Origin of the sequence: Rhodococcus sp. 4CII (genome assembly GCF_014256275.1) — a bacterium.
In the GTDB taxonomy this organism is placed as follows: Bacteria; Actinomycetota; Actinomycetes; order Mycobacteriales; family Mycobacteriaceae; genus Rhodococcus_F; species Rhodococcus_F wratislaviensis_A.
The window spans coordinates 6,949,614-6,962,595 of record NZ_JACCFE010000002.1 but is presented as its reverse complement, the minus strand read 5'-3'; the positions used below and the strand labels follow the sequence as shown (position 1 = coordinate 6,962,595).

At 66.8% G+C, this 12,982-nt stretch carries 7 protein-coding genes and 2 pseudogenes; 7 read left to right on the top strand and 2 right to left on the bottom strand.

Annotation, left to right across the window (positions count from 1 at the left end; all coding sequences use genetic code 11):
- Positions 1–670 precede the first annotated feature (670 nt).
- Positions 671–2,356, top strand: coding sequence for a zinc ribbon domain-containing protein (locus H0B43_RS32910; protein ID WP_252189669.1), 1,686 nt, complete (start codon positions 671–673; stop codon positions 2,354–2,356).
- A pseudogene (locus H0B43_RS32905) lies at positions 2,341–2,846 on the top strand (hypothetical protein); the annotation flags it as partial. The gene H0B43_RS32910 and the pseudogene H0B43_RS32905, both read left to right, overlap by 16 nt.
- Positions 2,847–2,922: 76 nt before the next feature.
- On the opposite strand, the gene H0B43_RS32900 reads toward H0B43_RS32905, so the two are convergent.
- Complete coding sequence (locus tag H0B43_RS32900; RefSeq protein WP_185724126.1) at positions 2,923–3,561, bottom strand: TetR/AcrR family transcriptional regulator; 639 nt, start codon at positions 3,559–3,561, stop codon at positions 2,923–2,925.
- A gap of 117 nt (positions 3,562–3,678) precedes the next feature.
- Here H0B43_RS32900 and H0B43_RS32895 point away from each other — a divergent pair, with 117 nt between their 5' ends.
- The 4 genes from H0B43_RS32895 (at position 3,679) to H0B43_RS32880 (ending at position 8,696) form a co-directional block, all read left to right on the top strand.
- Positions 3,679–5,307 (top strand): AMP-binding protein, encoded by a 1,629-nt coding sequence (locus H0B43_RS32895; RefSeq protein ID WP_312033632.1) that lies wholly within the window; start codon positions 3,679–3,681, stop codon positions 5,305–5,307.
- On the top strand, positions 5,304–6,116 hold the full coding sequence (locus H0B43_RS32890) for an enoyl-CoA hydratase/isomerase family protein (protein ID WP_185724127.1): 813 nt from the start codon (positions 5,304–5,306) through the stop codon (positions 6,114–6,116). The genes H0B43_RS32895 and H0B43_RS32890 overlap by 4 nt, the downstream gene beginning before the upstream one ends.
- On the top strand, positions 6,113–6,871 hold the full coding sequence (locus tag H0B43_RS32885) for an SDR family NAD(P)-dependent oxidoreductase (RefSeq protein ID WP_185724128.1): 759 nt from the start codon (positions 6,113–6,115) through the stop codon (positions 6,869–6,871). Before H0B43_RS32890 ends, H0B43_RS32885 begins: the two co-directional genes overlap by 4 nt.
- A gap of 163 nt (positions 6,872–7,034) precedes the next feature.
- Positions 7,035–8,696, top strand: a complete 1,662-nt coding sequence (locus tag H0B43_RS32880; protein ID WP_185724129.1) for a CocE/NonD family hydrolase — start codon at positions 7,035–7,037, stop codon at positions 8,694–8,696.
- A gap of 282 nt (positions 8,697–8,978) precedes the next feature.
- Here H0B43_RS32880 and H0B43_RS32875 read toward each other — a convergent pair.
- Positions 8,979–9,209, bottom strand: a pseudogene (locus H0B43_RS32875) (hypothetical protein); the annotation flags it as partial.
- A gap of 890 nt (positions 9,210–10,099) precedes the next feature.
- Between H0B43_RS32875 and pabB the strand changes: the two are divergent.
- On the top strand, positions 10,100–12,982 hold the full coding sequence (pabB, locus tag H0B43_RS32870; RefSeq protein ID WP_185724130.1) for an aminodeoxychorismate synthase component I: 2,883 nt from the start codon (positions 10,100–10,102) through the stop codon (positions 12,980–12,982).

Genomic DNA, 12,982 nt, shown 5'->3' with positions numbered 1-12,982 from the left:
GATTCCACGCTGCTGATCGGGCTCTCATCTGTTGCCAATGTATCTAATACTCGCTACTAGTTTCTGGCATTGTCCGTCACCGCGGGTCTGCGGAAATCGTGGGCTGCCGGTCGTTGGGGTGAGCAGGGGCGCCGACGGAGGGCCGGTTGCCTTCTCGGCGCTCGGGTTCGAGTCCCCGACTCTGTAGCCGCGCGGACCCGGGACGCCTCTCCAGGAAGGGCTGTATCAGGTTGTGCGGGAGCAACTCCCGAAAGGTCGAAGGTATTGTTGGGTGCCGGGTGCTGCGCGGTCGGCAGGATGCGAGTCGTCGCCAGCCGATCAGCAAGATGTTGCGGAAGAGCACTATTGGTGCGATGTATCGGATCTGCGAGAATCCCGGTTCGTGTCTCGAGGGGAGCAGCGGTCGGGGCGTCGGCGGGCGCTCGACCCTGCGGCTCGGGCCGACACCCGGTGGTGGGGGGTGGCGGGATCGATTGCCCCGATTCGCCGGTGGCGCGGATCGAGCGGTTCTTGTCGGAGGTCGGCGTTACAGTCGAGGCCCTGCGAGAGGTGGGGTAGCAGACCGTCGGGAAGGGGGTGATCGATGAGCTTGCCGGGTGGCGGCGGCTCTTCTCGGAAGACCGATCGGCCTGGGCTTGTTCGGGTTGTGCCCGGCGCCGGGTCGGCCGGCATGACCGGGCCGGGATCGACTGCGCCGCGGCAGTTCGCGTTCACCACCCGCGCCCACGTGGCGGTCGACGACGCGACCGGCGAACCGATCGGACTCGACGACGTCGACACCCGGGTGGGGTGGCTGCTCGACCTGATCGCCACGGCCGGCACCGAGTTGACGGCACGGCTGTGGCAGCCGGTCACGTTCGAGATCCTCGCGGCCGGACGGGACCACCAGGACCGCAGGCTGCCCGCACAGGGTCACGTCGCCGCGGCCCGCCTCGGCTGGAACCCGCACTACCCGGACGGGGTGTACGTCCCCTCACGCGTGACCCGGGTGGTGACGGCGCAGGTGATGACGTCCCTGCGGACGCTGGCCTACCGGGACACCGCGATCGCGGCACTGTCGGCCCGGTTCGACCCGGCCACCGGCACTCTGGCGCCGCCGACCGAACCGGGCGACTGGGTGCCATTGGGTTTCGCCCGGGGCGTGCGGCGCCAGCTCCTCGCCCGCGCCCGCCGCGAGGGCGGGGCACTGGCCGGCCGGATGCGGATCACCGACGTCCAGGGACCGCCTGAGGTCGCGGCGATGGCCCGGCTCTCGGCCGCCGATCGGCAGCTCGCGCAGATCACCGTCACCGGTGACGGACTGGTGTTGACGGTGAAGCTGCCGAGCTGCCCGGCCCCGGCGGGGCGGGCGCAGTGGCGGCCCGTCCGGCTGACCGCCACGATCCCCGGGCACCTGCACGGTCGGGCGATCACCGGCTGGCATCTGCCGACCCTGGTCCTCGACCGGAAGGGGCTGTTGTTGCGGTGCGCCGCGACCGAACTTGTCCCCGCCGCCGATCTGATGGGCGGCACGGTCGCGGTGGGGGTGGATTGGTCCCCGTCCACGCTCGGTGCCGCCGCCATCACCACCGAGGACTCGGACGGGTTGTCCTCGGATTACCGGGGCGTCACCTATGACGACCGCGGCCTCGGGACCAAACTGGCCCGCCTGCAGGCCGAGGGACAGCTGCTGCACCGCAAGGCGGCCCGGTTGACGCGACTGGCCGCGACCGCCCCACCCGAGGTCCGCACGCGGCTGGAGGAGAAGATCGCCGTCCTTGATGACCACCGGACTGCGGTGGGCGTCAAGAGGGGGAAGATCAACCGGGAACTGGGATTCCACTTCGCCCGCCAGGTCACCGACTACGCCGAGGCGGCGGGCGCGCAGGTGATCGCGGTGGAAGATCTGACCACCCTCGAGACCCGCGGGCACGGAAAGGTCAACAACAACCGGGCCGCGCAGTCCGCCCGCCATAAAGCGGTCACCGCGCTCGCGCATACCGCCGCGAGTGTCGGTATCGCGGTGGTCGCGGTGCCCGCCCGCGGCTCCTCGGCATTGTGTCCGGGCTGCGACGCACCACTCGCACGCCCCGGCGGCTATCACACCGCGTGGTGTTCAGGTTGTCGGGTCGGCGGCAACCGCGACCGGATTGCCGGGGTGAACCTGGCCAAACGCGCGCTGCTCGGCAAAGGCAAGGTGACCCGGCGGCGGGGTCAGCTGCCCGCGATCCGGGTCGCCGAGCACGCGCCGGTCCGAAAGTCCCGGGACAAGACCAGTCCGACACCGCGTCGGCGGCGGCATCGCCGGGTTCGCCGCAGCCTGCCCACGGTGACACCGCGGGCGGGGGTGACTAAGAAGCCATCGCGACGCCACTGATTCTGGTGCTGTTGCGGTTCGGTCAGGGGTTCGCGGTCTGTGGTGAATGGGCCGGCGCGAACCTGCTGACCGCCGAGTACGCCCCGCCCGGAAAGCGTGGCCTGTACGCGATGTTCCCGCAACTCGGCCCGGCCATCGCGTTCGTATTGTCGAGCAGCACTTTCCTCATCACCGGCGCAGTGCTCGGTGATACGAATGAGGCGTTCCTGGACTTGGGCGGATCCCCTTCCTGTTCTCCATCGTCCTGGTCGGTATCGGGCCGTGCGGTGCACTACTGCCGGAGATGTTCCATGTTCGGTACCGCTACACCGGCGCCGGTGTCGGATACAACCTGGCCGGTGTCCTCGGCGGCGCGGTCCCGCCGCTGATCGCCGCCCCGCTCGCCTCCGCATATGGCAGCTTCGCGATCGGGCTCATGCTCGCCGTCCTGGCCCTGCTGAGCCTTCCGCACACCCGGGCCCTGGCCGAAACCAAGGTCTGCGCTCTCTGACGGTCGCGGCAGGACGAACGAACTGGGCGCGGGCACTGGCCGAACTCGGCCGGTGCCCGCGCCTGTGGCTGATCGGCTACGCCTGGCGACCGTCAGTGCGCAGGAGTCCGTGCAGCAAAAGATCACCGAGTTCTCCGAAGGCATCGGCCGCGGACAGTCCGGTGCGCTCGAGCAGCACACCGGACTGGACGGCGTCGATCGCCAGCGCCACCAGCTGGGCGGCGAACGCGGCGTCGGTGGCCCGGAAGTGACCGCCGTCGACACCCTCGTCGATCAACTCGTGCACCCGCTGCGCGGCCTGCGCGGTATTGCGGCCGTAGATCTCTGCGGTTGGCTGGTACGAGACCATGTCGTCGTAGAACGCGCGGGAGTTGCGGCGCATCGCCGATGCGACACCGCCGAGATACGTCGTGATCCGCTGACGGGGGTCGGATTCGGCGGCGACGGCCGCTTCGATCTGGTCCGCGGCGGCGCCGAAGAAGTGTTTGGTGGCGGCGATGACGAGTTGTTCCTTCGTCGACGCCACACTGTAGAGGGTGGCCTTCGAGCACCGTAGGCGCTGGGTGAGGTCGTCGACGGTGACCGACGTGAACCCCTCCGTCAGGAAGATCTCCTCGATCCGTGCCAGCAACTCGTCCCGGCGGGCGGCGTCGACGCGTCGACGGCGCGGAGTATTCATCGTCGCGCGGTTCGGCGCCGATCCTGCACGTGCCATGCGGTCGAGTGTTTCACAAACGGTCCCCCTCGAATCCATGGGTCTTCCCTTCTCTCGACACGATGGGTACATTATTGGGTACTTTCTAGTTAGATAACGTACCCGCAAGGAGTTTTTGTGTCCGCTGAACTCGACGCGCGATTGCGCGAGATCCTGTCCTCGTATTCCGGTGAGGATGCGAATGTGGCGTGGCTGCTGTGCGATCAGCATCCGCCGCTGTCCGTGGCCCTGACCGTCGTCGACGAAGACCTGTCCACCACCCGGTACACCTACGGCGACCTCGCCGACTCGTCGCGGCGATTCGCCCAGGTGCTCACCGATCGCGGGATCGGGCCGGGCGACCGAGTCGCGACGCTGATGGGCAAGAGCGCTGACCTGGTCACTGTCCTGCTCGGCATCTGGCGGGTCGGGGCGGTGTACGTTCCTCTGTTCACCGCGTTCGCCGAGGATGCGGTGACCTCCCGGTTGTCGAACTCGGAGACCAGACTGGTCGTGGTCGATGCCGTGCACCGGCCCAAGGTCGCCACTGCCGCATGGGATGTCCTGGTGGTCGGCGGCCCCGACGAGGACACCCTGACCGCGGCTCTGGAATCGGTGTGCACCAATACGCTCCCGCCCATCGCGGTCGGGGGCAGCGGCCCGTTGGTGCACATGTTCACCTCGGGGACCACCGGAACACCGAAGGGCGTGATCCATCCGGTCGGCTACATCGCGGGCTGGCACAGCTACCTCGAGTTCGCACTGGGCGTCGCCGACGACAGCGTGTTCTGGTGTGCCGCGGATCCGGGCTGGGCCTACGGGCTGTACACCGCGATCGTCGCGCCTCTGGCCGCCGGTGTTCCGACCATCCTGGCACGCGGTGGATTCTCCGCCGCCTCCACGTGGTCGATACTCTCCCGCCTGGGCGTAACGGACTACACGGCGGCACCGACCGTGTACCGGGGCATGCGTGCCGAAACGCACACTCAGCCAACCAATCTGGCGTTGCGTCACCTCTCGAGCGCCGGGGAGCCGCTGACCCCCGAGGTCAACGGATGGGCCGAGGCGGAACTCGGCCTGCTCGTCCACGATCACTACGGGCAGACCGAACTGGGGATGGCCGCCGGGTTCCCGCACCACCCCGACCTCGCAGTACCGGTGATCTCCGGATCCATGGGCGTAGCGCTGCCCGGGTGGGAGCTCACCGTCCTCGCCGACGACCACGACGAGCCCGCACCCATCGGCACGGTCGGGCGCCTGGCGGTGGTCGCCGCCGGCAGCCCGTTGATGACGTTCGCCGAGTACGCAGGCGGACGCGGCGATGCGGGCCGATTCAGCGCCGACAAGGCCTACTTCCTCACCGGTGACACCGCCGGCATCGACAGCACGGGTCTGCTGCGCTTCTCCTCTCGCGACGACGACGTGATCATCATGGCCGGGTATCGCATCGGCCCCTTCGACGTCGAATCGGTGCTCGTGCAGCACCCGCAGGTGCGCGAGTGCGCCGTGGTCGCCGCACCCGACCAGGTGCGCGGCGAAGTGATCGAGGCCTTCGTCGTCATCCGAGAAGGCGATTCCGCTGCAGCCAACGAGGAGCTGGCCGGCGAGTTGCAGCAGTGGGTGAAGAACAAGTACGCCGCCCATGCCTATCCCCGCCGGATACATTTCGTCGACACGCTCCCCAAGACCGCCAGCGGAAAGATCCAGCGGGCCCAGCTCCGCCAGCAGCGCCGGGCCGAACTGTCCCGCCAGGAAGCCCACTCATGACCGACATATCCGCACCACTGACCGTGACCCAGATCGGCGCCACCCGGATCCTCACCCTCAACCGACCGGACCGGCGCAACGCCCTCGACAACACCCTGGTCGCCGCGCTCGACACCGCCCTGTCCGACGCCGAGCACGATCAGAGCACCCATGCCCTCGTTCTCACCGGCGCCGGCAGAAGCTTCTGTGCCGGAGCCGATCTGCAATATTTCCTGCACCTGCACACCGCCGGCCAGACTCCCCTCGGATTCCTCCGGGACGTCTCCGCCCTCGCCGCCCGCCTGGAAACGAGCCCGTTGCCCGTCGTCGCGGCGATCCACGGGCACGCCGTCGCCGGCGGACTGGAACTCGCACTCGCCTGCGACGCCGTCATCGCCACCCCCACCGCGCTCATCGGCGACGGACACATCCGCAACAACCTGCTTCCCGCCGGCGGCGCCAGCGTGCGGCTGCCCCGCAAGGTCGGTGACTCGATGGCCCGGTGGCTCGCCCTGACCGGCGCCCTGGTCCCGGCGACCGACCTGCATCGCACCGGATGGTTGCACGCGATTGTCGAACCCGACAACCTCCGCACAACGGCCCTGGCCGCCGCCGCGCAGCTCACCGAGCACGCCGGCCCCGCCCAATCCGCCTACAAGCAGCTCCTCGCCGAATTGACGACCATGGACGAACCACACGGCCTGGCACACGAACTCGACGCTTTCGACGCCCATTGGCTAACGCAGGACGTCCCCGCCTCGCTCAACACTTTCCTGCACGGCAGGACAACCACCCCGAACTCCCACCCTCTCGAAACAGGAACACGATGAACCGCTACACCGACCAGATCGTCCTCGTCACCGGCGCCGGCCAAGGCCTCGGCGCCGCCATGGCCCACCGCTTCGCCGCCGAAGGCGCCACCGTCGCCATCGCCGAAATCAACGAAGCCGCAGGACAAGCACTTGCCGCCGAGCTGACCGACCGCTACGGACACCCGGCCACCAGCCACCCCGTCGACGTCGCCTCCGCCCCCCAGGTCCAGGACTGGATCGACACGATCGCCGACACCCACGGCCGCATCGATGTCCTGGTCAACAACGCCGGCATCATCCGCGACAACCGCATCGAAAAGATGAGCATCGACGACTGGCACGCTGTGCTCGAGGTGTCCCTGACCGGATCGTTCCTGTGCACCCAAGCCGTCCTACCGCACATGCGCGCCCGCGCCTACGGCCGAATCGTGTCGTTCAGCTCCATGAGCTGGCGCGGGAACTTCGGTCAAGCCAATTACGTCGCAGCCAAGGCCGGCATCGTTGGGCTCACCCGCACAATCGCCCTGGAAACCGCCCGCGACGGCATCACCGCCAATGCCATCGCTCCCGGACTCATCGAAACCCCGATGCTCGCCTCGATGAACGGACCCGCCCGCGACAAACTCGTCTCCAAGGTCCCCCAGCGCCGCACCGGTACACCCCACGACATCGCCGAGGCCGCCGCCTACCTCTGCTCCCCCGCTGCCGGCTACGTCAGCGGCATCGTCCTCGACGTCGACGGCGGGCTCGGCATCGGCTCCTCCATCCGCTGAACACGGTGCCCGAGCGCTGCACAGGACCTCCGGGTCGGTAATGCGCCCGGCGCACTCGCGAAGACCCGATCACTCTTCGATCCGACCCATGCCCGCACGAAAGCGGCATTCCCTGGTCGCCCGCGCGAAAACTGAAAGAGAAAGCGAGACAACGTTGTCCAGTATGGAAATCGAATTCGATGTCGAGGCCACGATGCGCGACGGCGCCGTCCTTCGCGCCGATGTCTATCGGCCGGTCGGGGACGGCCCGTGGCCCGTTCTCGTCCAACGCACGCCCTACGATCGGCGCGCCATGCTGCAGATGTTCCTCGACCCGTTCACCGCGGTGTCCCGCGGTTACATCCTGATCCACCAGGACACCCGCGGGCGGTTCCGTTCCGAGGGCGACTGGCTCCCGTTCACCTACGAGGTCGAAGACGGCTACGACACCGTGCGCTGGGCGGCGAGTTTGCCGGGAAGCAGCGGCGTGGTCGGCATGTTCGGCGGCAGCTACACCGGCAATACCCAGTGGGCAGCGGCGCTTGCCAAGCCTCCGGAGCTGCGGGCGATCAGTCCCGGAGTCACCTGGAGCGATCCGAGCAACGGCCTGCACTTCCGCGGTGGCGCGATCGAGCTGGGTCTCAACGGGTGGTGGTCACTGACCACCGGTGCCGGCGAAATCGTGGCGCGGGCACAGGACCCGGCACAAGCTTTCACCGCCCTTGGCGCTGCCATCGCAGACTTCGACGGGCTCGTCCCCGACGGTTACTGGGGACTGCCGGCTGCGGAACTGCCCGCCGTCGCTCGCCACGGTGTCCCCGACATCGGCGTGCGCCGCGCGCTGGCCGATCCCGCCGCCGCCGACGGGGCCACGATCGCAGGCAAACACAGCAGCGTGGAGGCCGCCGCACTCAGCACCGGTGGCTGGTTCGACATCTTCCTGCAGGGCACCCTCGACAACCACATCGCCATGACTGCTCTGGGGAAACCCAGCCGCCTGATCGTCGGCCCGTGGACCCACACAGCCCGTGCCGGAATGGCCGGCGGCGTCGTCGGTGAGGTGAACTTCGGGATGGCGTCGACATATCCGGGCATCGCCTACGACGAGCTGCAACTGGACTGGTTCGACCATTGGCTCAAGGGCGTGGACAACGGTATCGATGCCGAGCCGCCGGTGAAGATCTTCGTCATGGGAATCAACCAGTGGCGTTCCGAGGCCGAATGGCCCCCCGCACGCGCTGTCGACACGCCCTGGTACCTCGGCGCCGACGCCACCCTGACCCCGGCCCCGCCCATCACCGAGCAGACTCCGGACCGCTACCTCTACGATCCCGCGGACCCGGTACGCACCCGCGGCGGCAACCTGGTCATGGCTTCCGAATACCCGGCCGGCCAGTTCGACCAGGCCGCCACCGAACAGCGCCCCGATGTACTCGTCTACACCAGCGAACCCCTCGCCGATAACCTCGAAGTCACCGGCCAGGTCCGCATGCGCCTGCACGCCGCCACCGACGCACCCTCCACCGACTGGGTCGTGCGGTTGTGCGACGTCGACACCGACGGCGTCTCACGCAACCTCTGCGACGGTATCCAGCGCATCCAGGCCGTCCCCGGCGAACCCGGCCAATACGAAATCGACCTGTGGTCGACCAGCAACGTCTTCCTCGCCGGACACCGCATCCGGGTCCAGGTCACCTCCAGCAACTTCCCCCGCTGGGACCGCAACCTCAACACCGCAGAACCCGCCACCACCGCGGTCACCATCCGCACCGCCCAGCAAACCATCTTCCACGACGCGGCACGACCCTCCCACATCATCCTGCCGGTCGTACCGCCCACGCCGTAACCCGCCGACCCGCATCGGTGCCCGAGCCCGGCACCGATGAGCAGCCCGAGGACGCCGAGCAGGTCGGCCTCCTCGGGCTGTTCCACGTCGATACACGGTGGGTGGCGCCGGTCATGGAACTATTTCCGAGCGGATTCACACCGCCAACCTTCGTGTTGTCCGTCCCGCTGAATCAGCTCGTACCGGAGCCCAGCGAAGAACATGGCGATCAGCCCGCCCGTAACTGACTCGGTCCTTGCGAGCTACGGCCACTTACTCCGCACGCCACCGATGTGGGACCTCGTGCAACCGCTCGACATCCTCCTCGCCGGAGAAGAATGCGCCGTGCGAGCAGCAGCCGTCGTCGGGTCGGCCCGCGATGATGCCCTGGCAGGCCGAGGTGCCGAACACGCAGGTCCAGTGCGAAAGCGGCCACGTCATGTCCGCGGCGATGAGGTGCTCGGAGTCGTCGGGATCGAGGAACTCCACCGATTCCCGAGCGAAGTCTCGACCACAGACCGAGGCATCGAACAGCTCCTGTGGCGCGGTAGTCGTCCGTGCCTGGTCGGTGTTGTTCAGTAGCCGATTCGCTTGCGGAACCACTCTTTCCGCTTGCTCGCCGTCGTCCGGACGTCCCGCTGGTGGTTCGGCTTACGGGATTGGGACGACAACACGGAGCATGAGAGGTTGATGCTGGGGATCGCAGTCGATGTCGGAAGATCGTAAACACTCTTCGTGAGATCCCTGACCGGCCCATCGACCCAATCGGCATCGCATACATCGAGCGGGACCGAGGGACGGTCCGAATGGGGACCGCGTGACTTGATGACCCGGCCAGCCATCGCCGATCGAACGACTTATAGACCGACCATTCGCTCGGAGCACTACCGGACGGGCGACCTTGTATCCACAGACTTTTGTGACTTAAGGTGGGGTGCGCGCATCGCGCGGCGTGTCGGGGTCTGGGCGAGTTGCGTTGATAGACGTGTTAATTAGCCCTCCAAAGGATCAGATCATGTCGACCAGACCCACGGGACCGACGCTACGAGTACCCCGATTCTCCCTTTTCGGCTCGTCACTGAAAATGCATGAGCGGGCATCACCGGCACTCAGGCGCATCTAGTCAGTTTCTTCAGGGTCGAAGGCGCCTCCCGTCCGCGGCAACGCGTCGCGAGATCTCGGTGGCACTCATCCGCACCATCGCCGGTGCGGCCGGACTTCACGGCTTGGCGCCTCATCCCCACAACGTCGGCCGTTTCGCCTCCAGTCGGTTGAATCACACGAGCTTTCCCGTGCTGGAGGAGGGCGCTCGGCGGTGCGCACTCAGCCGAAAGCTCCTGCACTAATCGAGGGACCTCACTAAGTCGTTGCACCGGCAAGAGACAATGCAGTGATCCCTCACGGGCCGAGAACCGGGCAAAACGATGTTCACAAAGACGTTGTTGATCGACAACTACGACTCCTTCACATACAACCTCTACAGCTTTCTCAGCGACGTCAACGGGTGCCCACCGACGGTGGTACGCAACGACGTGGACTGGTGTGCGCTGGAACTGGCCGAGTTCGACAATATCGTCATCTCTCCGGGGCCCGGTCGTCCAGCGAGCGAACGTGACTTCGGCATCAGCTCGCGGGCAATTCTGCAGGGTGGGCTTCCGACACTAGGGGTATGTCTCGGCCATCAGGGTTTGTGCCAACTGTTCGGTGCGCATGTCGTCTTGGCACCAGAGCCGAGGCACGGTCGCAACTCAGAGGTATTTCACGACGGCAGAGAATTGTTCACGGGCCTCCCCTCGCCCCTGTCGGTCGTCCGCTATCACTCTCTCGCCGTCGAGGATCTCCCGGATGAGCTGCAGGCGACGGCGTGGACATCCGACGGGGTCCTCATGGGGGTAAGGCACCGTCTGCGCCCGCTGTGGGGGTTGCAATTTCATCCGGAATCGGTCTGCACCGATCACGGGCATGAACTCCTGGCCAATTTCCGTGACCTCACCCCGACCCGCCGGAAGGGTTCCGCCCCGAAGCCCCGACGTCGGCCGCGGACCTTATCGCCGTACGTGGTGGAGACCCGGCGGATCGATCGGCGAGTCGACTCACAGGCGTTGTATGAGCGCCTTTTCGCGCACGGACCCAACAGTTTTTGGCTCGATGGCAGCTCCACGGCGGAGTCGGAGGCGCGCTTCACCATCATGGGCGACGCATCTGGTCCACGCGCCGAGTACGTTACGTATGACGTTGCGGACCGTACGGTGCTGGTGCACCGTTCGGGCATTCCGGTCGAGAAACGTCGCGTGCGCTTCTTCGACTACCTCGACGAACAGTTGCGGGTCCGCGCTGTGCCGCGATCCCCGGACCTGCCGTTCCCGTTCAATCTGGGCTATGTGGGCTACCTGGGTTACGAGTTGAAGGCCGAAGCCGACGGCAATGCGCAACACTGTGCGGACACACCGGACGCGGCCCTGGTGTTCGCCGACCGCGCAGTCGTGATCGACCACGTCGAGGGCAGTTGCTACCTATTGGCGCTCAGCGAGCAGGCACACGACCCCGACAATCGTGACTGGATGCGCAATACGGCGAGGGTGATCAACCGGATGCCCGTCACGACCGACGATGCGCTTCCCGTGCGGCCGCTCATCAGGTCGGCGGCGGACCCGCGCATGACGCTGCGCCACAACCGGGAAACCTACCTCAGCAAGATCCGTACCTGTTTGGACAACATTCGGGTTGGTGAAACGTATGAAGTGTGCTTGACGAACCACGCCCAGATCGATGTCGAGATTGACCCCGTCGAAACCTTCGCCTATCTCCGATCCATCACTCCGGTGCCCTATGCAGCACTCCTGAGGTTCGAGGCGGCGGACATTCTCAGCGCCTCCCCCGAGAGGTTTCTGCGCGTGGGCGCCGACCGGGTCGTGGAGTCCAAACCGATCAAGGGTACCCGGCCGCGGGGTGAAACCGCTGCGGCGGACGATGCGCTTCGGCAGGACCTGCTGACGAGCGAAAAGGACCGGGCCGAGAATCTCATGATCGTCGACCTCGTGCGCAACGATCTCTCACGGGTCTGCAGGCCCGGTTCGGTGCACGTACCGCGATTGTTCGACGTCGAAACCTACGCACCGGTCCATCAGCTCGTATCGACCGTGCGGGGGACGCTGCGCAGTGACGCGACTGCGGTCGGGTGTGTGCGTGCCTGCTTCCCGGGCGGCTCGATGACCGGAGCACCGAAGATACGCACCATGGAAATCATCGATCGGTTGGAGGAGGGGCCGCGAGGCGTGTACTCGGGCGCCCTCGGCTGGCTGTCGATCAACGGCACCGCCGACCTCAGCATCGTCATCCGAACCATGGTGTCCAGGCACGGGACAGTGAGCTTCGGGATCGGGGGCGCCATCGTCGCATTGTCCGACCCCGACGAGGAGTTCACTGAGACCCTGGTCAAGGCGGCCGCCATGCGCAGGGCCCTCACGATCAGCGCCGGCAGATCGCCTGCCCTCGCCCACGGCGTTGGTCCGCAGACCTCGAGTGCCACCATCGATCGAGCTGGGCGTCGACTCTCATGGGGCGAATTGGGCGGTGTAGAGGTATGGGTCTGTCCTGGTGTGCCAGCGCCCAGTGCCAACGCCGAACTCGTACTTGCCGAGGCCCTCGCCGATATTTCACATGTCACGACTCCAGTGGTCGTGGACCTGTGCACCGGTTCGGGAGCGATCGCCTTGGCAATCGCGCATGCCCGAGCCGATGCCGGTGTCCACGCCGTGGACGTGGATCCGACAGCCTTGAACGTGGCGCGACGCAACATCGAACGTCAGATCCGCCTCGGCGGGAGCCCGATCGTGCTTCATGAAACCGCCGTCACCGCGCCCAATCTGCTGTCCGGCCTCGACGGTACAGCCGATCTGGTCCTCGCCCGTCCACCGTGCATTCCCGAGGACGAAGACCTTCCCTCACCGTGCGGCGAGTACCACCGACGGGCCTTGGTCGGTGGTACCGATGGGCTGAAAGTCGCCCGGCAAACCATTGTGGCGGCGGCACGGCTCCTGCACGCGGGCGGCCGCCTCGTCGTCGAGCACCGTCCCGACCGCTACACGTCAGTGCTCGCCCTACTCGACGAGAACAAGTTCTTCGCCAACGTGGCAACACATTTCGACCACGCGGGAGAAGCGATCTACACCACATGTGCGCGGACATCCATGCAGCCCCAGCACACCGAGGTCGTGACCGAGCCCAACCCTTGCATGCCTCCTGGCGCGAAGAGCAGATCGGGGAAGAGTCGTGGACGCCGTCCCGCCACTGATTCCAGGAGTTGA